Source organism: Streptomyces sp. NRRL F-5135 (genome assembly GCF_000719775.1).
Lineage (GTDB): Bacteria > Actinomycetota > Actinomycetes > Streptomycetales > Streptomycetaceae > Streptomyces > Streptomyces hebeiensis.
The window spans coordinates 355,606-377,022 of the sequence record NZ_JOHR01000001.1 but is presented as its reverse complement, the minus strand read 5'-3'; the positions used below and the strand labels follow the sequence as shown (position 1 = coordinate 377,022).

Sequence of the window (21,417 nt, the reverse complement as noted above, 5' to 3'; positions counted from 1 at the left end):
GGCGACTGTATGGCTCTTGTATGAGCAGACAGGTGACGCCACGAGGCCGACGAATGACCACCTCGGTAACACTCTTGACACTCCTCGCGAACGGCTCATAGTCTCCACGCCACAGAATTCACGTTGGATTTCACACTCAGAACACCCGTCTTCACGCACGAGGCTGACGACGGCTCAGCGACGGTGTGAGCGCCCTGGTCGGCGAGAAGGAGGACGTGCCTGTGTCCGGTCCCCCGGCAGCGGATGTGCCCGACCACCGATCCGTCGCACCCGCCGAGGGAGAGCAGGGGAATCCGGGCGACACGGCGACAGGCGCGTCCGCGCGGTCCCCGCGGCCCTACGCCCTGCGCTGCGACCACCGCGTCACGCCGCTGGGCATCGACGAACGCGCGCCGCTGCTGTCCTGGCGCCTCGCCGCCGACCACCGGGGCGACGACCCCGCCGCCCACCGCGTCCGGGTCGCGGAACGCCCCGACGACCTGACCGGCGACTCCGCGCTCGTGTGGGACACCGGGCGCGTGAGCGACCCGGCCGCGATCGGCGCCGTCTACGCCGGCTCCCCGCTCCTGCCCCGTACGCGCTACCACTGGCGCGTCGACGTCTGGCCGCGTACGGCGGCGGGGGAGGATCCGGCCCCGCCCGCCCACGCGACGTCATGGTTCGAGACCGGACTGTCCCCGGCCACCGACCCGCCCGGCAGCGCCGAGGACTCCTGGCGGGCTTCCTGGATCGGCCACCGCCCCGGCCCCGCCGCCGTGATGGACGCGCCGACCGAGGGCGAGCGCGCCCTGGACGACCACGGCCTCGCCCCCTGCCCCGTGCTGCGCCGCTCCTTCACCGCCCGCACCGCCCCGGCCGCCGCGGAAGGCTCCGGAGGCGGCGACGAGCCCGTCGTACGCGCCCGGCTGTACGTGACGGCGCGCGGTCTGTACGAGGTCACCCTCAACGGCACCCGGGTCGGCGACGCGGAACTCGCACCCGGCTGGACCGACTACACCCACCGCGTCCAGTACCAGACCTACGACGTGACCGGCCTGCTGCGCGACGGCGAGAACGTCCTCGCCGCGACCCTCGCCGACGGCTGGTGGAGCGGCTTCGTCGGCTTCGAGCCGCGCCGCGCGGGCGCCCACTACGGCACCTCCCCCCAACTCCTGGCCGAACTGCGCCTCACCGGCGCGGACGGCGCCACCACCACCGTCGTCACCGACGACACCTGGCGCACGCACACGGAAACGATCAGACACGCCGACCTCCTCATGGGCGAGTGCCACGATCTGCGCCACACCGCCGACGGCTGGCGGCTGCCCGGATTCGACGACTCCCACTGGACGCCCGCCCTCGTCACGGGCACCGACCACCACCTCCTCGAGGCGTCCGTGGACGAGCCCGTGCGCGCCACCGCCGAGATCCGCCCGCGCGCCATCACCCGCGTCGGCGACGGCGTGCACATCGTGGACTTCGGACAGAACCTCGCTGGGCGGGTACGGCTGCGGGTGCGCGGACTCGCCCACGGAGCGCGGGTCGTCGTACGCCACGCCGAGGTGCTCGATCCGGCCGGCCGGCTCTACACGGCGAACCTGCGGACGGCCGCCGCCACCGACACCCTGATCGGCGACGGCCGCGCCGAGGCCGTCCTCGCACCGCGCTTCACCTACCACGGGTTCCGCTACGCGGAGATCAGCGGCGTCCCCGCCCTGTCCGAGCGCGACATCGTCGCCGTCGCCCTGCACAGCGACACCCCGTGGGCCGGCTCCTTCGACTGCTCCGACCCCGACATCCGGCGACTGCACGCCTGCGTCGAGTGGGGACAGCGCTCCAACTTCGTCAGCGTCCCCACGGACTGCCCGCAGCGCGACGAACGGCTCGGCTGGCTCGCCGACGCCCAGGTCTTCCTGCCCACGGCCGCCCTCAACGCCGATGTCGCCGCGTTCTTCACCAAGTGGCTGCGCGACGTGGCCGACGCCCGCACCCCCGACGGCGGATTCGGCAACGTCGCCCCGCGCCTCGTCGGCGTCGCCGACGAGGGAGCCCCCGGCTGGGGGGACGCCGGGGTGATCATCCCGTGGCATCTCCACCGCACCTACGACGACCCCCGCTTCCTCGCCAGGGCGCTGCCAGGCATGCGCGCATGGGTCGACCTGATCCACCGTCACAACCCCGGCCTCGTCTGGCGCCACCGGGTGGGACCGCACTTCTCCGACTGGCTCGCCCCCGGCACACCGACCCCGCGCGAGGTCGTCGCCACCGCCTACTTCGCGCACAGCGCCCACCTCACCGCGCGCGCCGCCGACGTACTCGGCCACACCGGTACCGCCCGTGCGTACCACCGGCTGGCGGCCGCCGTCCGGACCGCCTTCACCCAGCACTTCGTCACCGAGCGCTTCGTCACCGACGACGGACGCCCGGGCGGCGGGCGGGAGGTGCGCGTCGAGGGTGACACGCAGACCGGCTACCTCCTCGCGCTCGCCTTCGGCCTGCTGCCCGAGGACCGCAGGGACGCCGCCGCCCGCCGGCTCGCCGAACTGGTCGAGGCGGCCGGGCCCGCGCTCACCACCGGCTTTCTCGGCGTCGCGCTCGCGGCGCCCGTCCTCGACGACCACGGCCGCGCCGACCTCGCGCACGCCCTCCTGCGTCGCACGGACCCGCCCTCCTGGCTGTTCCCGCTGCGGCACGGCGCCACCACCATCTGGGAACGCTGGGACGGCTGGACACCCGACACCGGGTTCCGCGCCCCGTCGATGAACTCCTTCAACCACTACGCGCTGGGCTCGATCGGGGAGTGGCTTTACCGCGGCGTCGCCGGCCTCGACCAGCGCCCGGACTCCACCGGCTACCGCCACCTGCTCATCAGACCCCGGCCCGGCGACCTCGCGCACGCGAGCGCCCGCTACGAATCCGTGCGCGGCACCGTCGCCGTCCGCTGGGAACGCCACGGCGACGCCCTGACGCTCCGGGTGCGGGTGCCACCCGGAGCCGACGCGGAGGTCCACGTACCCACCACCGACCCCCGCACGGTCCGGGAATCCGGTCTGGTCCCCGAGGACGTCCCGCACCTCACGCCCCTCGCGGCCACCCCCGGACACGCCGCCTACCGCGTGGCCTCCGGGGTCTACCGCTTCACCGCGACGTACGCGCCGGCCCCGGCACCCCGGCCGCCGACGGCCCCGTCCCGTCCGCCGCGCACCACGAGCCTGCGCACATCCCGTACGGCGGCACCTTCGTTCGTCGGCTCCCCCGAGGAGGATCCACCATGACCACGGGTTTCCCCAGGTTCAGTCACGCGAGGACCGACGGGCCGGGGGCCGGCCTGCCCGTCCCGCCCGGCCGCGCGACCGTCAGCCGTCGCGGACTGCTGCGGATCGGGGGCACCGCCGCGGCCGCCGCCGCGCTCCCCGCCGCCCTCACCGCGTGCTCCGGGTCGGGCGGCGGCACGGGGCAGGTACGCGTCGTCGGCGTCGCCGACCAGCAGAAGCCCCTCGAAGAACTCATCGCCGCCTACCGCGCGGACCACCCCGACGACCGGTTCAGCACCTCCTTCGCACCCACCGACCAGGTGCAGACCGTCGTCCGCACCCAGCTCGCCGGGGGCAACGCGCCCGACGTGCACGTGCTGTACCCCGGCAGCGGCAGCGCGATGTCCATGGCCGAACTCGCCAAGGCCTCACTCCTCACCGACCTGAGCGCCCAGCCCTGGACCAAGGGCATCCCTGCCTCCTTCGACGCGGCGTACCGCAGGGACGGCAAGACCTATCTGTACTCGGCGGGCAGCAGCGTCATCGGCGCCATCTACAACAAGAAGGCGTTCGCCAGGGCCGGTGTCGAACCGCCCGGCACCTGGGCCGAACTCCTCGACGTCTGCGGCACGCTCAAGGCCGCGGGCATCGTGCCGATCGCGCTCGGCGCCCAGACCCCTTGGGTCACCCAGCTGATCAGCTACGCCCTGGTGCCCGACGCCGTCTACGCGCGGGAGCCGGACTTCGACGACCGGATGACCGCCGGACGCGCCACGTTCGTGGACTCCGGCTGGGCCGACGCACTGGGCAAATACAAGGAACTCCAGCGCAAGGGCTTCTTCAACGACAACCCCAACGGCACCACGTTCGAGCAGCAGACCTCCCTCGTCGCCGGCGGGAAGGCCGCCATGGCCGTCCAGGTGTCCGCCGTCCTGTCCACCTTCCGCCAGGCCACCAGGACCCCCGACGACCTGGGCATGTTCCCCTTCCCCGCGGGCGACGACGCGAAGAAGCAGTGGATCCCGGCGGGCATCGTCGTCGGCCTGGGCGTCGCCGCGCACGCCAAGAACCCGGACAGGGCGAAGGCGTTCGTGGAATTCCTCGGCCGGCAGGAGAACATCGACCGCTGGGCGAAGGCCGTCTCCGCGATCCCGTTCAAACGCGGCGCCGCCACCCGGCTCGACCCCGTCCTCGACCCGTTCCTGCCCGTCATCGACGCCGGCCGGGCCGTCCCCTTCATGGACCAGCGCTGGCCCAACGCCGAGGTCCAGCCCGCGCACTTCGCCGCCGTACAGGACCTGCTGGCCGGGAAGAAGGACGTCAAGGGCGCGCTGGCGCAGATGGACGCGGCCTACAGGAAGAAAGCGTGAACTCCGCCCCCCGCACGGCCACCTCCGGCGCCCCCCGCGCCACCCCGCCCGGGTCCGCGTCCGCCAAGGGCCCCGGCGGGCCGGGCGGGGGCGGACGCGCCCGGTGGTCCCCGTTCCGGACCGACCCGGCCGTCCCGCCCTGGATCTTCGTCGTCCCCGCGCTCGCCGTGTACGCCGTCGTCGTCCTCTACCCCAGCGTCGCGGGGGTCGTCTACGCGTTCACCGACTGGTCCGGCGTCGGCTCGTTCTCCTTCGTCGGCGTGGACAACTTCCGTACGCTGCTGGACGACCGGCGGGCCCTGGAGTCCGTCGGCAACACCCTGCTGCTCACCGTCGCCGTGGTCGTCGTCCAGAACGGCATCGGCCTGCTGCTCGCGCTCGGCGTGCACGCGAACATCCGCTCCCGGGCCCTGCTGCGAGTGATTTTCTTCGCCCCCGCCGTGGTCAGCCCGGTGATGGTCGCGTTCCTGTGGAAGTACGTGTACAACCCCGAGGGCGGCGCCGGGCTCAACGGCGTCCTCGGCGCCCTCGGCCTCGGCGGTCTGCGCCAGGACTGGCTCGGCGACCCCTCGCTCGCACTGTGGTCCGTCGCGGCCATGGTGATCTGGCAGTACGCGGGCTATTCGATGGTCATCTTCCTCGCCGGGCTGCAGGGCGTGCCGGCCGAACTGCACGAGGCCGCCACCATCGACGGCGCCGGGGCGTGGCAGCGCTTCCGCTACGTGACCTGGCCGCTGCTGGCTCCCGCGCTGACCATCAACCTGATGCTGTCGACCATCGGCGGCCTCAAGCTCTTCGACCAGGTCTACGCCGCGACCAACGGCGGGCCCGGCACCGCCAGCGAGACCCTGTCGACCGTCCTGTACAAGGAAGCCTTCGTGTACGGCAAGTTCGGCTACAGCACCGCTGTCGCCCTCGTCCTCGCGCTGTTCGTCGCCGCGGTGTCCCTGGTCCAGCTCCGTTACCTGCGCGCCCGGGAGGTCACCGCGTGAGCGCCGCCACCCCCGTCCGTCCCGGTGCCTCCGAGCCGTCGGCGCGCGGTGCCGGCCGCCGCCGGCGCCTGCCCAGGTCCGGCCGCTACCTCCTCGAACTGGTCATGGCCGCCGCCGCGGTGGCCTTCCTCTTCCCGGTCTACGCCCTGGTCAGCATGGCCATGAAGGATCCGCGGCAGATCGCCGAGTCGCCGCTGGCCCCGCCCGCGCCGCCCACCCTGGCGAACTTCGGCGACGCCTGGTCCTCCGCGTCCCTGGGACCCGCGCTGGTCAACAGCACGGTCATCACGGTCGCCAGCCTGCTGCTGCTGATCGTCCTCGGCTCCACCGGCGCCTACTACCTGGCGCGCCGGGCCCGCGGGCTCGGCTACGGTCTCTACGTCCTGTTCCTGCTGGGGATCGTCCTGCCGTTCCAGCTCGGCATGATTCCGCTGTACAAGCTGGTCGACAGCCTCGGCTGGCTCGGCACGTACCAGGGCATGGTCCTGTTCTACACGGGCATCCAACTGCCCTTCACCGTCTTCCTCTACACCGGCTTCATCCGCGCGCTGCCCCAGGACTACGCCCAGGCCGCGCTGATCGACGGATGCGACCACCGCCAGGCGTTCACCCGGGTCGTCTTCCCCCTGCTGCGGCCGATCACCGGGACCGTGATCATCCTGAACGCCGTGTTCATCTGGAACGACTTCTTCACCCCCCTGCTCTACCTCGGCGGCTCCGACAAGGAGACCGTCCCGGTGGGGATCTTCTCCTTCGTGGGCCAGTACGTCTCCGACTACGGCCTGGTGTTCGCCGGACTGGTGCTCGCGGCGCTGCCCGTGCTGCTGGTGTTCCTCCTGCTCCAGCGCTACGTGATCAAGGGATTCGCCGGCGGCCTCAAGGGCTGATTCTCCGTGCCGGTGCTCCGCGCCGGTTCTCCGCGGAGTGTGCTCGGCCCCCATCACTCGAAAGGGTTGTTCCGCGGAACGACCCCTGTCGCTGCCCGTGCGGTGTGTGCGCCAATTGACTCACCCACCGGGGTCGCCGGAACGGGGCGACATCCAGCAGGACATGTCGAGCCGGTCAGCGGGACGGATGGGACACCACATCACACGAGGCCGTCGGCCGGGCCGCGTATCCATGCCCGGACGGAGAACGACCTGGCACCGGGCGGCGGGCTCCCTTCAGAGAAAGGGACACGCATGGCGAGTTACGACGCGCAGGGCGCCGCACCCCGCGTTCTTGCGGCCGTCGACGACCAGGCGCCGCCGACCGGCGGGCCTGCCACCGCCCTCGTGGCGGTCGCGGCCGTCGACGACATGGCGGCGGACGAGGCCGGTCCCCGTTCCCTCGCGGCCACCGAGGCCCCGAGGGTCCTCGCGGCCATCGACGACCAAGCGGTCTGAGACCGCCGGCACCAGGAGGGAAACCGCATGAGTACCGTCATCCGGCGCGTTGTCGTGGGCTCCGGCCACGGCACGTTCAAACTCCCCGTCAATTCATCGGTCACCAACCGGAACAGCAGCGTCGTCGTGTCGATCAGTGAGATCGACGCGAACGGAAACGCCTTCATCGGCGCCGCACGGCTCGCGGTGTACAACGTCGCCCCCAGGGACGGCGGCTACGACCTCTGGGTCGAGATCAGCTGGAACAGTGACCTGAGATACCGGATCACCGTCCTGGTCAGCAACGACTGACCGAAACGACACAGCGCGGGGATCAGTACGCGTCGGCCGGTCCCCGCCACCGTGCCCGGGCACTCCCGACCCGGAACAGGTAGTCGGCGTAGGCCTGTTCGTAGAACGCGACGCCCGCGGGATCGGGATCCACCACGGCGTCCGGCGCGGTCCACTCGGCCGCGTCCACCGTGTGCCCCAGCTCCGCGCCCCGGGCCGCCACCGCCGCCAGGACGGCGCCCCGCGCGCCCGGCTCCGGCCCCCGGGCCACCCGCAGCGGGCGGCCCAGCACATCGGCGAACATCCGCAGCCACGGCAGGCTGCGCGCACCGCCACCGCACACGGCGAGCTCACCGGTGAGACCCGCGGCCTCGAGGCAGTGCCGTGCCGCGAACGCGATCGCCTCGCACATGCCCCGTACGAGATCGGCGCGCGAGGCCCGCAGGTCCAGCCCCGTGAACTCCGCGCGGGCGGTGGGATCGACGAACGGAACCCGTTCCCCGGAAGGCGACAGATAGGGCAGCGCCGTCACCCCCCGGGCACCGCGCGGGGTGTCCTCCAGCATCCCGGACACCTGCTCGTAGGAGGTGCCGGTCATCCGCAGCACCCAGTCCAGCGCCACGGTGCCGGTCATCGCGGGCAGCGCCCGCAGATGGCGGTCGGACCGGGCCGTGGCCAGGTGGAAGCCGACCGGATCGCCCTCGAACGCCACGCTCTCCACGACGACTTCGCACGCCAGCGTCGTGCCCACGATCAGCAGCCCGTCGCCCGGTTCCGTCACCCCGGCCCCGAGCGCGCACGCGGGCAGGTCGTACGGCCCCGAGCAGACCGGGGTCCCGGCCGGCGGTCCCGGCACCCGGCCGTGGGCCTCGCCGCAGGGGAGGTCCGGCACGATCGGCGGCAGCAGGTCCGCCCGGTGGGCCACCGAGAGGTCCTTCATCGCCTCGGGGGAGTACGCGCGGGTCCGCGGGTCGAGGAAGGGGACGGACGCGTCGGACAACTCGGTGCCGCGCTCGCCCGTCAGCCGCAGCTGGAGGATGTCCTTGCACGCGGCGGCGGTCGTGGCCGCGTCCAGGGACTCCGGTTCCTCGCGGTCGAGCCAGGCCAGCAGGGGCCCGGGGGAGCCGGGGAAGAGCACGTTCCCCGTCCGCCGGTACATCCGCTCGGCCGTGCCGTCCGCCATCCAGTCCGCCACGAGGCCGCCGGCCCGGCCGTCCATCCAGGACAGCGCCGGCCGTACGGCCCTCCCGTCGGGCCCGGCCAGCCACAGCCCGTCCCCCTGTCCGGTGAGGGCGACCAGCGCGGGATCGTGGCCGCGGGTCACCGCCGACAGGACCGTGGAGGCGGCGCGGACCACCTCGTCGACGTCCTGCTCGACGCGTTCGCCCGCGCCGCCGAGCGCGATCGGGGTCGACTCCACCCGTAGCGCCGTGCCGTCCGGCGCGAAAGCCACGGCCTTGGCGATCGAGGTCCCCATGTCCAGTCCGACGAACACCATGTCTCCTCTTTCCCGGGATGACGGTGACGTGCTCCGCGATCTGCTCGGACGTGCTGTTCCCGCTGTTCTGCCCGCTCCCGCCGTACGTCGCGGCGCGCGTGCCGGCCGGTGCCCCGTCAGGCGACGCGGTGCGCCGGCGGCTCTCCCCGCAGGAAACGGCCCACCTCGGCGGCGGCGATCCGAGCCGCGTTGTGCGCCACCGCCCTGTTCGCGCCGGCCAGGTGCGGCGTCATCACCAGCCGGGGCGCCGACCGCAGCCGTGAGTCCGGCGGCGGGGGCTCCACGGCGAACACGTCCAGTCCGGCCGCCGCGAGCCGGCCCGACTCCAGCGCGTCGCACAGCGCGTCCTCGTCCAGCAGCGCACCGCGCGCGCAGTTGACGACCACCGCGCCCTCCGGCAGCAGCGCCAGCTCCCGGGCGCCCAGCAGGCCCCGCGTCTCGGGTGTCAGGCGCGCGTGCAGCGACACCACGTCGGAGCGGCGCAGCAGGTCCGCCAGCTCCCCGACCGGCGTGCCCGCCTCGCGCAGCACCGCCGGATCCGCGTACGGGTCGTACACCAGCACCCGCGCGCCGAGCGCGGTCAGCGCCCGCGCCACCCGACTGCCGACCGCGCCGCAGCCGATCAGCCCGACCGTCGAGCCGTCCACGCCCGGCCCGCAGTTGTCGTACGTGTAGAACTCGCCCGCCCAGCGGCCCTCGGCGAGCGCCGCCGAGGTCTCCGGGATCCGGCGCATCGCCGCGAGCATCAGGCCGAGCGTGTACTCGGCGGTGGCGGCGGCGTTGCGCCCCGGGGTGTTGCACACCTGGACGCCGCGTTCCCTCGCGGCCTCCAGGTTGACGTTCACCGGGCCGCCCCGTCCGACGACCACCAGCCGCAGCTCCGGCGAGCCCTCGAGCACCTTGCGGGTCAGCGGAGCCATCTGCGTGACACACACCTGGACACCGTCGAGCGCGTCGAGGAGCGTCCGCTCGTCGCCGGACGCCTCGGTCACCTCGCCGACCGGTCCGAACGGTGTCAGCGGCCAGGGCAGGTGCAGGCGGGTGATCGTATGGCCGGAGCCGATCTCGGCGTCGAGCTCCCGGGCGAACAACTCGGGGGCGACGAAGTGGTCACCGGCGGCGAGGATGGTCGTCAACGCGGTCTCCTTGACGGGGGATCGGGGATCGGTGCGACGTCGTAGCGCACTCCGCGCTCGTCCAGGGACCGCAGGTCGTCCGGCGGGGTGCGGCCGTCGACCAGAACCAGGTCGAAGGCGGACAGCGGGGTCAGCCGGTGCAGCGCGGTACGGCCGAGCTTGGAGTGGTCGATCAGGAGGACGGAGCGGCCGGCGGCGGCGAGCATCGCGCGCTTGACCGCCACTATGCGCTGTTCCTGGTGGAACGCGTGATCACCGTACACGGACGATACGGACACGAAGCACAGGTCGACCCGGAGCGCCTCGACGGCCTCCACGCAGGGGACCCCGAGGAAGGAGTCGTGCAGGGGGTCGTAGTCGCCGCCGAGGGCCATCAGCTGGATCCCGCGCTCCTCGGCGAGCAGGTTGATCGCCTCACGGAAGTTGGTGACGACGGTCAGCGGTTCGAACCGGGGGAGCAGCCGGGCCAGTTCCAGCACGGTGGTCGAATCGTCGATCAGCACGGACATGCCCGGTTCGATGAGCGTCGCGGCCCTGGCCGCGAGCGCTTCCTTCTCCGCACGCATGGTCTTCTTGCGGAAGGCGACGTTGCTCTCGAAGACCCCGGAGGGCTGGGCGGTCACGCCGCCGCGGAACTTGCGCAGGATGCCTTCGCGTTCGAGCTCGTCGATGTCCCGGTAGATCGTCATGGGGCTCACGCCGAACCGTTCCGCCAGGTCCGCCGCCGAGGCCGACCCCTCGCTCAGCACGTGGTCGGAGATCTCCCGGCGCCGCTGTACGGGGCCTCGGTGGCTTCGGTCCTGTGACATTCCCGGTCCTCATCCCGCTGACGTCGGCCGCGGGCAGGTGAGGACGTCTGCGCTCCTCCGCCCGGGACACCTCATCAATAACATGAAAGTGTGAGGATATAACAGAGATGTTGTTGTACCGTTCGGGCAGTGTTTCCCACAGTGGTGACCGGGTCAACCCGGGAGCGGCCACGGTCCGGCGGACGACGCCCAGGTGGGGCATGGGGGAGCGGCCGTAAGGGAAGCATGTTCCCGGGCCCGGCGAGGGCCGTGACCAGCATGTGAAAAGTGTGGTGGGATCACCGGAAAACACCCGGCGGCCACGACGACCGGAAAGCGGGAGCCTGTGACGGACACACGCCACCAGGACATGTGGATGGGCGTCGATCTGGGGACCCAGGGCGTGCGGGTCCTGGTGGTCACCGACGACGGGAAGGTGGTCGGCCGGGGCTCCGCCCCGCTGACCGGCCACCGCGACGACGGGCGGCACGAACAACTGCCCGCACATTGGTGGGACGGTGTCGGAGCCGCCGCCCGGCAGGCACTGCGCACGCTCCCCGCCGAGCGCGTCCGGGGCCTCGCGGTGTGCGGCACGTCGGGCACGGTCCTGCTGACCGACTCACGCGGCGAACCGGTCACTCCGGCGCTGATGTACGACGACGCCAGGGCGGGCGCCGAGGCGCGGGACGCGCAGGAGGCCGGCGCGGACGTCTGGCGCGCGCTCGGCCACCGTATCCAGCCCACCTGGGCGCTGGCGAAACTGCTGTGGCTCCACCGCGCGGGGCGCGGCGACGGGAGCGAAGGGCCGGACGCCCGGGGCGGCGGGGGCCGCCGGGCCGGCGGCGACGGGGGTGGCGGGGGCGCCCGCGTCTGCCACCAGGCCGACTTCATCACCCGCCGGCTCGTCGGCCACCCGGTACCCGCCGACTCCAGCCACGCCCTGAAGACCGGATACGACGTGCTCCACCGCGCCTGGCCCACCGAAGTCCTCGACCGGCTCGGCCTGTCCGGGCTCGACTTCCCCGCCGTGACCGCGCCCGGCACCCGGCTCGGTACGGTCTGCCGCGCGGCGGCGGAGGCCACGGGCCTGGCCGAGGGCACCCCGGTCATCGCGGGCATGACCGACGGCTGCGCGGCCCAACTCGGCTCCGGCGCCTGGGGAGTCGGCCGGTGGAACACCGTCCTGGGCACCACCCTCGTGCTCAAGGGCGTCACGGCCGACCCGCTGCACGACCCCGCGGGCGTGCTCTACAACCACCTCTCCCCGGACGGGAACTGGCTGCCCGGCGGGGCCTCCAGCGTCGGCGCGGGCGTGCTGAGCAGTGCCTTCCCCGGAGCCGACCTGCACCGCCTGGACCGGCTGGCCGCGGGAAGGGAACCGGCGAGCGTCCTCGCGTACCCCCTGGTCTCACGCGGCGAGCGGTTCCCGTTCCTGGCCGCCGAGGCGGAGGCCTTCCTCACCGGCCCGCCCGCCGACGACGCCGACCACCACGCCGCCCTGCTCCAGGGCGTCGCCCTCGCCGAACGGCTCTGCCTCGCCTACGTACGGCTCCTCGGCGCGCCCGTCGAGGAGCCGGTCACCTTCACCGGCGGTGCCACCCGCAGCCCGTACTGGAACCAACTGCGCGCGGACGTGCTCGGGCTGCCGGCCCGGATTCCGGAACACACCGACTCGGCCCTCGGGATGGCGGTGCTCGCCGCGTACGGCGTACGGCGGGCGTCGGGCGGCGGCGGGACCCGGGCCGGTGCTCCGGCCGCGGCGCTCGCGGACCTCGCCGGTATGGTGCGCGTCCGTACGGTCCTCGATCCCCGGCCGGAGGTACGCCGCCGATTCGACCAGCCGTTCGCCGAGCTGGTCGGCGAACTGGAACGACGTGGCTGGCTGCCCTCGGAAACCGCCGCCTACGCACGGGAGCACGGATGACCATCCCCGAACCCACCACCCTGTTCCTCACGCGACACGGGGAGACCGTCTGGCACGCGGAGAACCGCTACGCCGGCGTCAGCGACATCGAGCTGACCCCGCGCGGCGTCGAACAGGCCGAGGCGCTCGGCGCCTGGGCCGCGGGCGCCGCGCTGGACGCGGTCGTGACCTCGCCCCTCTCCCGCGCCCGGCGCACGGCGGCACCCGCGGTGCGGACCACGGGCCTCGACCCCGTCGTGGAACCGGAGCTGACGGAGCTGGACTTCGGGATCGTCGAGGGCCGTACCCTCGCCGAGCTGGAGCGGTCCCATCCGCGTGAGGTCGAGGCGTTCCGCGCCGATCCGGCCGCCCACCCGCTGCCGGGCGGGGAGGACCCCCTGGCAGCGGCGGGCCGCGGCGCCGGCGCGCTGCTGCGGCTGGCCGAGGCGTACCCGGCCCGTCGCGTCCTCGTCGTCGCGCACAACTCCCTGCTGCGGCTGGTGCTGTGCCGCCTGCTCACGATCCCGGAGAGCGAGTACCGGAGGGTGTTCCCCGGCCTGCGCAACTGCGCGATCACCGAACTGCGGGTGGCGGACGGACAGGTCTCCCTGATGTCGTACAACGTGCCCACGTCGTAGACGCCGCGCGGCCCCGCGTCGACTCGCGGGGCTCATTCACCGGAGCCGGCGAGACGTCAGGCCGAGGTCGCGAGGGCCTGGCGACGGAAGTCCCGGGGCGGGATGTCGTACGCGGCGCGGAAGGCGCGGGTGAAGGTGGCGTGATCGCTGAATCCGCAGTCGGCCGCGATCCGGTGGACGGGGACCGTACGCAGCGCGGGGTCGGCGAGGTCGCGGCGGGCGCGTTCCAGTCGCTGGTGGCGGATCCACGCCGAAACCGTGAGGTCGTGAGCCTGGAAGAGACGGTGCAGGTAGCTGACGGAGATGTGGTGGGCGGCGGCGATGTCGCTCGGCGAGAGCCGGGGCTCGTGCAGGTGCTGCCGGATGAACGCCTTGACGCGCAGCACCAGGGTGCGGCGGTCGGATTCCCCGGGCACCCGGTCGTCGGCGTCGAGGTGGTGGGCGAGTGTCGCGGTCAGCAGGTCGAGGCCCACCGTGCCGAGCCTGGGTGCGTCCCTCGGGCGGTATCCCGCCGGGTCGACGGTGAGCGAAGTGAAGAACTGGGTGAGCAATCCGCCCACGCCCTGCCGCCCGGACAGCGGCAACGCCAGCAGGCGGGCGACCCGGTCGCGCGACAGTGGCAGCGAGGTCCGGGGCACCTGGGCGCGCACCACCGTGGCCGTGCCCCGGCCGTCGGCCTCGGCCTCCGCGTCGGCCGCGATGCGGATGTGGAAGGGGATCGAGCTGTCGTACAGCGCGAACCGGCCCGGTCCCAGCGCGGCTTCGCGACCGGACTGCGCCACGCCGACCTCCCCGCGCAAGGCGTACACGATCGAGTAGACCTCCGGGTCCGCCTTCCGGATCAACGTCGGCGACCGGTGGAGTTCCGACGGCGAACACGCCAGTTCGGCCACCTTCACGCCGTCGAGGTCCACCGCCCGCACGGTGGCGTGGTAGTCCTCGGGCCGGTCGCTGGTCACCCGCATCGGGTTCCTGGTGATGGTCTGGAACTCCTCGAAATGGTTCAGCCGGACAGCCGGCGGTAAGTCGTCGCTCCGGAACAACGTCTTGATCATTCCGTCCCCCTCGATCGTCCGGTCCTGCCGTCAACGGCCCCCGGGTAAACGGATTGTCAAGTAACGTGCCGTGGACGGTCAAGGAAAGCCGACGTCGGTCCCGCGTCCGGACGTCGCGGGGCCTCTGGGAAACGGCACTCTTGTGTCAGACGTTGCGCCACAGGCGCTCGCCGACACTCGGACTGGTGGAGACCCCGCTACCGCGAGCCTTCCAGCTCGGCATTGGCGCGGCCCGCAGCCCGCCGCCCGCGGCGCCCCGCCTCATCCGTCCGTCGTCGTCAGCCGTACCAGCACACAGGCCGGGGCCGTGGGCAGAGCGACCGTCAGTTCCGCACGGTCCGCGCGCCACCGTGCCGTCCCGAGCGGCGCCGACGGGTGCAGGATCTCGGCCCGCGCCGCCCGGCCCGCCAGGTGCGGCAGGGGCAGCGCCCGGTCGCTCGGCCCGCCCCTGCGCCACACCGACACATAGGTCGTCCCGCCCGCCCGCAGGCCCAGGGCGACCCACGGATCCGTCCAGCCCGGCAGCCCCAGCGGCCAGCAGGGTACGGCCACGCGCAGGTCGTGCCGTATCGCCTTGTACGTGGCCAGCGCGTCCTGGACGAGCCGCAGCCGGTCCGGCGCCATACGGTCCAGGTGGCCCGACAGATGGACCCGGCCCAGCAGCGCCGAGCCGAGGGTGAAGGAGGTCTCCGCCGCGCTGAACTCGGGCTGCGGATACGCCCAGACGGCGCCCTGCTCCGGCGGAACGGCCGTCGGCGCCGAAGCCGCGATCGGCGGGTAGTACAGCGGATCCTGCTGGTCACTGGTGGACTGGAGCTGGGCGACGGCGAGCGAGGCGCCGTCCATCCGCATGCCGCCGGACGCGCAGTTCTCCACCACCAGTGCCGGATGGCGGTCGAGGACGGCGGACAGCCAGTCCAGGTAGGCGCGGGCATGACCGAGCAGACCACCGCCCGGGGAGGTGTCGTCCGGCCCCTGAGGCCCCGGCGACACGGTGATGTTGTAGTCGAGCTTGAGATAGCCCACGCCCCACTCGCCCACGATCCGGTCGACCGTCGTGTCGAGGTGTGCCCGTGCGGCCGGGTGGCGCAGATCGAGCTGGTGGCGGCCGTGTTCGGTGATCCGGACACCGTCGCGCGTGAAGAACGCCCCGTCGGGCAGGGTTGCGGCGACCGGGCTGCGTACGCCGACGACCTCCGGTTCCAGCCACAGCCCGGGCACCATCCCGCGCGCCCGGATGTGCGCGAGGACGGCCTCGATGCCGCCGTCCGGGAAGCGCCGGGCCGAGGGCTGCCACGCTCCGACGCTGTCCCACCACCCGCGCGTGTCGTCGTCGTACCAGCCGGAGTCGATGCAGAAGTACTCCGCGCCCGCCTCGGCGGCGGCGTCGATCAGTGGCAGCAGGCGCTCCGTGGTGGGGTCGCCCATCAGGGTGTTCATGTAGTCGTTGAAGACCACGGGCAGGGCCGTGTGGTCCGGATGCGGCCGGCGCAGGACCCGCCGGTACGCGGTGAGCTGGGCGAACGCGTCGTCCAGGCTCGCGCCGAGGGCGAGGGCGGCGGGCACGGTCGTGAACTCCTCGCCGGGCGCGAGGCGTTCGCGCCACTGGTGCTCGGCGTCGGTGGGACCGTTCAGCGCGAGATACGCCGCGCCGGCGCGCTCGCCGGTGTCCCAGCGCCAGCCGACGGGCGACTCGATCTGCCAGAGCCAGGCGCGCCCGGTGCCGCCGCCGACCCCGTTCCCGACCCCGTTCCCGGCCTCGTGCCCGCCCCCGTGCCCGTTCGCGCCGCCCGCCCCGCACCTGCCTCCGGGCCCGTTCCGGTCCCCTTTCCGGTACCCGTCTCCTTCGCCGCCGCGTCCGAGGCGTTCGGTCAGGGCGCCCATGGGGAGGTGGCCCGCGCTGGGCCAACTGCCCTGTCCCGCGAGAAAACGACAGGCACGGCTGTCGTGCTCGTGTGCCGCGCGGTTGAGCCCGGGGACCGAGGCGCGCAGCGGCTCCCGGTGCCAACGGCATTCCGCGAGCCAGTCGTTGCGGGCCTCGTGGACGTCGAGGGCGTCGGGGGAGGGGAGCGCGCCGATCAGCAGACTGCTGACCGACTGGACGACCAGGGGCCGCGCCCCGTCGTTGCGCAGCCGAACCTCCCCGCGCAGTACGGACATTCCCTCGGGGGAGGAGAGCCGCACCTCGGCGCTGAGGCCGCTGCCCGGGTCGTGCAGGTCGATCCGCAGCCGGTGCCAGGCGCCGTCGCGCTCCGCCGTGTGGGAGCGGTACCGCAGCCGGGAGCCCAGGGCGGCGTCGGTGAAGCGCTGGCCGGACCAGCCGGCGCCATGGCCCAGGGCCGTGATCTCGACCAGGGGAAGCGGTGCCCCGGGCGGGGGCGGCGGGGCCGTGGTGCCGGCCGGTGCCAGGCGGGTCATCCTCGGCGTTCCGGCCGGGTCGGTGGCGAACTCCGCGGTGAGTGCCGCATGGCCCCAGGTGAACGCCGTGTACGCCGTACGGCTGCCGTGCGCGGCCTGATCGGTCAACGTGCCCTCCCGACTCCGCCGTTACGGCGGGACGCGTCCGCGTGACGACGAGCGATCGTGTGATGAGCGGTCGTGTTGATGAGCGATGGCGGGTCTATTGACGTGTTCATTGTGACCGGTCACAATCCTGGCATGAATGTGACCGGTCACACAAGAAAGGCCGTGAGCATCAGGGACGTCGCCGCCGCGGCGGACGTCTCTTACCAGACCGTCTCCCGCGTGATCAACGGCCACCCCAGCGTGCGGACGGCGACCCGTGAACGCGTGCTCGCCACCATCGAGGAGCTGGGGTTCCGGCGCAGCGTCACCGCGCACGCGCTGGCCAGCGGGAGATCCCGGTCGGTCACCGTGCTCACCGCCAACACCACGCACTACGGCTACGCGACCATCCTCCAGGGCATCGAGGAGGCCGCGCGCGGTGCCTCGTACGCGCTGGGGATCGGGGTGCTGGAGACGGCCGACGAGCGGTCCGTGCGGGCGGAGATCCGGCGCGCGGCCGACACCGGCGGCGGGCTGATCGTGATCGCGTACGACCCCGCCGGGGTGCGGGCTTTGCGCGCCGTACCCGCCGGGCTGCCCGTCGTGGGCGTGGTGGAGACCCCCGCGAGCCCGCCGGGCGCGGACCGGCCCTGGGTGTGGACGGACGACCGGGCCGCCGCCCACGAGGCCACCCGCCATCTGCTGGCCCTCGGGCACGAGACCGTGCACTACGTGGCGATCCCGTCGAGCACGCGCGGCACCGCGCCCCGTACGGCCGGCTGGCGCGCCGCGCTGCGCTCCGCGGGAGCGCCGGAGCCACGGCGCGTCCAGGGCGGCTGGGGCCCGGCCGCGGGACACGCGGCGGGCCGCCGGCTCGCCGCCGACCCCGCGGTGACCGCGATCCTGTGCGGCAACGACGACCTCGCGCTCGGTGTGATCCGGGCGCTGCACGAAGCCGGCCGGGCGGTCCCCGGCGAGGTGAGCGTCGCCGGTTTCGACGACGCGCCCGGCTCCGCGTACCTCACCCCGTCCCTCACCTCCGTACGGCTGGACTTCGCGGGCCTCGGGCGCGCGGCCTTCGCGCTGCTGCACGGGGTCGTGGAACAGTCCGCGCCCATCACCCCGCACCCCGTGTCCGTGCCGGAACTGGTCGTCCGGGAGAGCTCGGGCCCGCCGCGGGCCGCGCCGTGACGGTCCGCCCGCCGCCCCGTGCGGTGAGCGTCCACCCGCGGCCGGCGGGCCGAAGCGGCCACCCCGATGCGCGCGGCCGTACGGCATCTCCCGCCCCGACCCTCCACGCAGTCCCGACCCTCCACGCAGTCCCGACCCTCTACGCAGTCCTGGCCCTCTACACAGTGAGGCAGACCCCGCGATGAAGAGAGTCCTCCCCGCTCTCGTCCTGATGTGCGCCCTCGCCCTGACCGCCACCGCGTGCAGTGATCCGACCGTGGACGGCGGCGGCGAGAACTCCCGCGCCGCCCCGGCCGTCGACCCCACGGCGCGCCTCGACGGGGTGAGACTGACCATGTGGACCGCGCAGAACACCGTCACCGCGCCCCGCCAGGTCATCGACGCGTTCGAGAAGGCCACCGGCGCCACGGTCGACGCCCAGGCCGTCCCCGACCTGTACGAGCAGAACGTGCCCACCAAGCTGGCCTCCGGCGACCGGCCTGACCTGATGTTCTGGCAGCCCTCCGTGTCCACCCTGCCCTTCGTCCAGCCCCGGCAGAACCTCCTTCCGCTCGACGACGAGCCCTGGGTGAACAAGCTCGGCGACACCGAGAAGTCCCTCGGTGTGGTCGACGGCACCCGCTACGCGGCCGTCGTCACCAGCCCGGCCATGCTCGGCGTCTACTACAACAAGGACGTCCTCCGGCGGGCGGGCATCTCCGTCCCCGGTCAACTGCCACGCGATTACGGCGAGTTGCTGAAGCTCGGGCACACGATCAAGGACAGGACGGACGCCGACGCCTTCTACGAGGCGGGCGGCGACAAGTGGCCGTTGCAGTGGCAGACGCAGGTGCAGCTGACGGACCTGGACCGGCAGTGGTGGGCGGGCCTCAACAAGAACGAGCGGAAGTGGACCGACCCGGTCGTCGTCAAGGCCATCACCACCTACAAGGAGAAGCTGCTCGACGCGGGTCTCGCGCAGCGCGGCCACCGCACCGGCACCTTCACCGGTTCCGCCGACGCGCTCTGGAAGGGGGAGGTGGGGATGGTCCTCAACGTCACCTCCTTCCAGTCGCAGCTCCAGGCGCTCCACAGCACGGCGGAGATCGACCGCAGGCTCGGCTGGTTCCCGATCTCCAACTCGGACACCACCGGTCTGTACTCGCCCGACCAGACCAACGGCGTCGTCGCCTTCAGGACCGGTGACACCAAGCGGCAGAACGCCGCCCGCCAGTTCCTCGCCTTCTGGCTCGGTCCCGACTACGCGGACTACGTCAAGGCGATGCGGATCCCGTCCGTACAGCCCGCGGTGCCCAGTCCCGACGGGCTCCCGGAGACCGCCAAGGCTCAACTGAAGGCGCTGCCGACGGCGAACGGCGTCTTCCAGGCGAGGGCCGTCGTCGCCCCGGACACCCATCTGTACCTCGCCGAGATGATCTACGGCAAGAAGACCCCGAGGCAGGTGGCGCAGGCCATCCAGGACCAGTTCGCCCAGGTGGCCAAGGCACAGGGCGCGCCCGGCTTCTGACGGCGACGTCAACGCGCGCCGTCCACAAGGACCAGGACCGACGACACGACGACGCTCGGCACGAGCGGGAAGGAGGGCCACCGGCCGTGGCCGACACAGCGACACGTACCCCGGACGCGGCACCGCCCGTCCCCGGGCGGACGGGCGGGAAGAAGCCCGGAGGGCTGCCGCGCGCGGCCGTGCACCACCCGTGGTGGTTCGCGCTGCCGGCCGTCGCCGTCTTCACCGCCTTCTTCCTGGTGCCGAACCTGCTCAACTTCTACTACCCGTTCACCGACTGGTCCTCCTACCACCCCGACATCGCCTTCACCGGCCTGGACAACTTCGCGACGATCATGGACGACGGCTCGCTGCCGCGCTCCCTGCGGACCACCCTCGTCTACGCGGCCCTCGCCGCCCTCTTCCAGAACGGGTTCGGTCTCGTCCTGGCCCTGCTGCTGGAACAGGACACCCGCTTCAACCGGTTCTTCCGCGCCGTCTTCTTCCTGCCCGTGCTCATCTCGGCCCTCGCCGTCGGCTACGTCTTCCAGGCCCTCCTCGACCAGGACGGCGCCGTCAACGCGGCCCTGGGCACGGACATACCCTGGCTCGGGTCCACCACCTGGACGCCGGTCCTGGTCTCCGCCGTGCACGGCTGGAAGTGGATGGGACTGGCGATGCTGATCTACCTCGCCGGGCTCAAGGGCATCCCCGGCGAGCTGCTGGAGGCCGCGAAGGTCGACGGGGCGGGCCCCTGGCGGACCTTCCGGTCCGTGCGCTGGCCGATGCTGGCGCCCGCCCTCACCTTCAACGTGACCACCGCGCTCATCGGCTCGATGAACACCTTCGACATCGTGCAGGCCACCACGGGCGGCGGCCCGGCCGCCGCCACCGAGGTCTTCAACATCTCCATGTTCCGGATCTTCGGACAGGGCCTGTACGCGCAGGCGTCCGCGATGAGCCTCGTCCTCTTCCTGGCCGTGGCCGCACTCGCGGTCCCCCTCGTCATCGGGCTGCGCCGACGGGAGCGGGCGCTGTGAGGGCGGCGACGGGTCCCTCCCCGCTCCGGCGGGCCGCCCGCCCGGTCCTCGTGATCCTGCTGGCCGCTCTCGCCGTCGGCGTGCCGCTGTGGCTGGTCCTGGCCACCTCCGCCAAACCGCAGGGCGAAGCCGTCAGGCCCGATCTCGACCCGCCGCGCCACTGGCAGCCCGCGGCCAACTACGCCGACGCGGTCAGCCAGGGCGAGATGCTGCGCGGCTTCGCCAACTCCCTGCTGGTCGTGGTGCCTTCGGTGGCGCTCGTCCTGATCCTCGGCGCGGGCGCGGCCTGGGTCTTCGCCCGCCGCTCGTCCCGGCTGGTGACGGCCGTGTACGCACTCGTCATCAGCGGTCTGCTGCTGCCGCCCGCCGTGATCACCATCGTGATGGAGCTGCGCCAGCTCGGACTCGCCGGCACGCGGCCCGGCATGGTCGCCGTCTACACGGGGATGTACCTGTCCACCTCCGTCTTCTTCATGACCGGTTTCATCCGCACCATCCCGGTGGAACTGGAGGAGGCGGCCCGGATCGACGGCGCGAGCCCGGTGCGGATATTCCTGCGCGTCGTCCTGCCGCTGCTGCGCCCCGTCGTCGCCACCGCGACGGTCATGGTGATGCTCTACGCCTGGAGCGACGTCTTCTACGCCTTCTTCGTGCTCGGTGGCGGGGACGGGGCGACCCTGCCGATCAACCTCTACCAGGTGGCGAGCGCACAGCTCTACCTCAACAACTGGCACCTCGTCTTCGCCTACGTGGTCGTGATGAGCCTGCCGATGATCGCCGTGTTCCTGGTGGCACAGCGAAAGATCGTGTCCGGAATCACCAGTGGAGCCGTCAAATAGCCGAAAGGTCCCCCATGAGCCTCATGCGCAGGTCCCGTACGGCCCGGACAGGCCGGTCCCGCGCGGCCCGAACAGCCGGGCCGCGCCC

The 21,417-nt window shown here is 72.8% G+C and carries 17 protein-coding genes; 12 read left to right on the top strand and 5 right to left on the bottom strand.

Annotated elements, in window-relative coordinates; all coding sequences use genetic code 11:
* Window positions 1-221 precede the first annotated feature (221 nt).
* The 6 genes from IG02_RS0101715 (at window position 222) to IG02_RS0101690 (ending at window position 7,271) form a co-directional block, all read left to right on the top strand.
* Window positions 222-3,254, top strand: a complete 3,033-nt coding sequence (locus IG02_RS0101715; protein WP_158712221.1) for an alpha-L-rhamnosidase — start codon at window positions 222-224, stop codon at window positions 3,252-3,254.
* Entirely contained in the window at window positions 3,251-4,603 is a 1,353-nt protein-coding gene (locus IG02_RS0101710; RefSeq protein WP_078854094.1) for an extracellular solute-binding protein, read from the top strand. The genes IG02_RS0101715 and IG02_RS0101710 overlap by 4 nt, the downstream gene beginning before the upstream one ends.
* Window positions 4,600-5,595 (top strand): carbohydrate ABC transporter permease, encoded by a 996-nt coding sequence (locus IG02_RS0101705; RefSeq protein WP_037801800.1) that lies wholly within the window; start codon window positions 4,600-4,602, stop codon window positions 5,593-5,595. Before IG02_RS0101710 ends, IG02_RS0101705 begins: the two co-directional genes overlap by 4 nt.
* Complete coding sequence (locus IG02_RS0101700; protein WP_234314566.1) at window positions 5,592-6,482, top strand: carbohydrate ABC transporter permease; 891 nt, start codon at window positions 5,592-5,594, stop codon at window positions 6,480-6,482. Before IG02_RS0101705 ends, IG02_RS0101700 begins: the two co-directional genes overlap by 4 nt.
* Window positions 6,483-6,776: 294 nt before the next feature.
* Entirely contained in the window at window positions 6,777-6,980 is a 204-nt protein-coding gene (locus tag IG02_RS0101695) for a hypothetical protein (RefSeq protein ID WP_030740710.1), read from the top strand.
* A 27-nt stretch (window positions 6,981-7,007) separates the two neighbouring features.
* A complete protein-coding gene (locus tag IG02_RS0101690; protein WP_051764291.1) occupies window positions 7,008-7,271 on the top strand; it encodes a hypothetical protein in 264 nt (87 codons plus the stop codon).
* A 22-nt stretch (window positions 7,272-7,293) separates the two neighbouring features.
* Here IG02_RS0101690 and IG02_RS0101685 read toward each other — a convergent pair whose 3' ends face one another.
* From IG02_RS0101685 to IG02_RS0101675, 3 genes are all read right to left on the bottom strand, one after another.
* Window positions 7,294-8,748, bottom strand: coding sequence for an FGGY family carbohydrate kinase (locus IG02_RS0101685; protein ID WP_324604711.1), 1,455 nt, complete (start codon window positions 8,746-8,748; stop codon window positions 7,294-7,296).
* Between the two features lie 116 nt (window positions 8,749-8,864).
* Window positions 8,865-9,884: a 2-hydroxyacid dehydrogenase gene (locus IG02_RS0101680; protein WP_030740698.1), complete on the bottom strand. Its 1,020-nt coding sequence runs from the start codon at window positions 9,882-9,884 to the stop codon at window positions 8,865-8,867.
* Window positions 9,881-10,693: a DeoR/GlpR family DNA-binding transcription regulator gene (locus tag IG02_RS0101675; RefSeq protein WP_030740695.1), complete on the bottom strand. Its 813-nt coding sequence runs from the start codon at window positions 10,691-10,693 to the stop codon at window positions 9,881-9,883. The genes IG02_RS0101680 and IG02_RS0101675 overlap by 4 nt, the downstream gene beginning before the upstream one ends.
* A 349-nt stretch (window positions 10,694-11,042) precedes the next feature.
* Here IG02_RS0101675 and IG02_RS0101670 point away from each other — a divergent pair, with 349 nt between their 5' ends.
* Window positions 11,043-12,596: an FGGY-family carbohydrate kinase gene (locus tag IG02_RS0101670; RefSeq protein WP_030740692.1), complete on the top strand. Its 1,554-nt coding sequence runs from the start codon at window positions 11,043-11,045 to the stop codon at window positions 12,594-12,596.
* The gene (locus IG02_RS0101665) at window positions 12,593-13,213 is read left to right on the top strand and encodes a histidine phosphatase family protein (protein WP_030740689.1); all 621 of its coding nucleotides are present in this window, start codon (window positions 12,593-12,595) and stop codon (window positions 13,211-13,213) included. The genes IG02_RS0101670 and IG02_RS0101665 overlap by 4 nt, the downstream gene beginning before the upstream one ends.
* A 56-nt stretch (window positions 13,214-13,269) precedes the next feature.
* Here IG02_RS0101665 and IG02_RS0101660 read toward each other — a convergent pair whose 3' ends face one another.
* Window positions 13,270-14,268, bottom strand: a complete 999-nt coding sequence (locus IG02_RS0101660) for a helix-turn-helix domain-containing protein (RefSeq protein ID WP_030740686.1) — start codon at window positions 14,266-14,268, stop codon at window positions 13,270-13,272.
* Window positions 14,269-14,529: 261 nt separating this feature from the next.
* Window positions 14,530-16,794, bottom strand: a complete 2,265-nt coding sequence (locus IG02_RS35805; RefSeq protein ID WP_037801797.1) for an alpha-galactosidase — start codon at window positions 16,792-16,794, stop codon at window positions 14,530-14,532.
* Window positions 16,795-16,905: 111 nt separating this feature from the next.
* Here IG02_RS35805 and IG02_RS0101650 point away from each other — a divergent pair, with 111 nt between their 5' ends.
* The 4 genes from IG02_RS0101650 to IG02_RS0101635 all read left to right on the top strand — a co-directional run bounded on the left by IG02_RS0101650 (window position 16,906) and on the right by IG02_RS0101635 (window position 21,329).
* Entirely contained in the window at window positions 16,906-17,964 is a 1,059-nt protein-coding gene (locus IG02_RS0101650) for a LacI family DNA-binding transcriptional regulator (protein ID WP_030740673.1), read from the top strand.
* Window positions 17,965-18,145: 181 nt separating this feature from the next.
* Window positions 18,146-19,471 (top strand): ABC transporter substrate-binding protein, encoded by a 1,326-nt coding sequence (locus IG02_RS0101645; RefSeq protein ID WP_030740671.1) that lies wholly within the window; start codon window positions 18,146-18,148, stop codon window positions 19,469-19,471.
* Between the two features lie 86 nt (window positions 19,472-19,557).
* Window positions 19,558-20,490: a carbohydrate ABC transporter permease gene (locus IG02_RS0101640; RefSeq protein WP_030740669.1), complete on the top strand. Its 933-nt coding sequence runs from the start codon at window positions 19,558-19,560 to the stop codon at window positions 20,488-20,490.
* Window positions 20,487-21,329: a carbohydrate ABC transporter permease gene (locus IG02_RS0101635; RefSeq protein WP_030740667.1), complete on the top strand. Its 843-nt coding sequence runs from the start codon at window positions 20,487-20,489 to the stop codon at window positions 21,327-21,329. The genes IG02_RS0101640 and IG02_RS0101635 overlap by 4 nt, the downstream gene beginning before the upstream one ends.
* Window positions 21,330-21,417: the final 88 nt, after the last annotated feature.

Excerpts from the sequence above, each read along its gene's own strand:
- IG02_RS0101710 (WP_078854094.1), top strand. The coding sequence starts at position 3,251 with ATGACCACGGGTTTCCCCAGGTTCAGTCACGCGAGGACCGACGGGCCG.
- IG02_RS0101685 (WP_324604711.1), bottom strand. The coding sequence starts at position 8,748 with ATGGTGTTCGTCGGACTGGACATGGGGACCTCGATCGCCAAGGCCGTG.
- IG02_RS0101665 (WP_030740689.1), top strand. The coding sequence starts at position 12,593 with ATGACCATCCCCGAACCCACCACCCTGTTCCTCACGCGACACGGGGAG.
- IG02_RS0101645 (WP_030740671.1), top strand. The coding sequence starts at position 18,146 with ATGAAGAGAGTCCTCCCCGCTCTCGTCCTGATGTGCGCCCTCGCCCTG.
- IG02_RS0101670 (WP_030740692.1), top strand. The coding sequence starts at position 11,043 with ATGTGGATGGGCGTCGATCTGGGGACCCAGGGCGTGCGGGTCCTGGTG.
- IG02_RS0101660 (WP_030740686.1), bottom strand. The coding sequence starts at position 14,268 with ATGATCAAGACGTTGTTCCGGAGCGACGACTTACCGCCGGCTGTCCGG.
- IG02_RS0101675 (WP_030740695.1), bottom strand. The coding sequence starts at position 10,693 with ATGTCACAGGACCGAAGCCACCGAGGCCCCGTACAGCGGCGCCGGGAG.
- IG02_RS0101690 (WP_051764291.1), top strand. The coding sequence starts at position 7,008 with ATGAGTACCGTCATCCGGCGCGTTGTCGTGGGCTCCGGCCACGGCACG.
- IG02_RS0101695 (WP_030740710.1), top strand. The coding sequence starts at position 6,777 with ATGGCGAGTTACGACGCGCAGGGCGCCGCACCCCGCGTTCTTGCGGCC.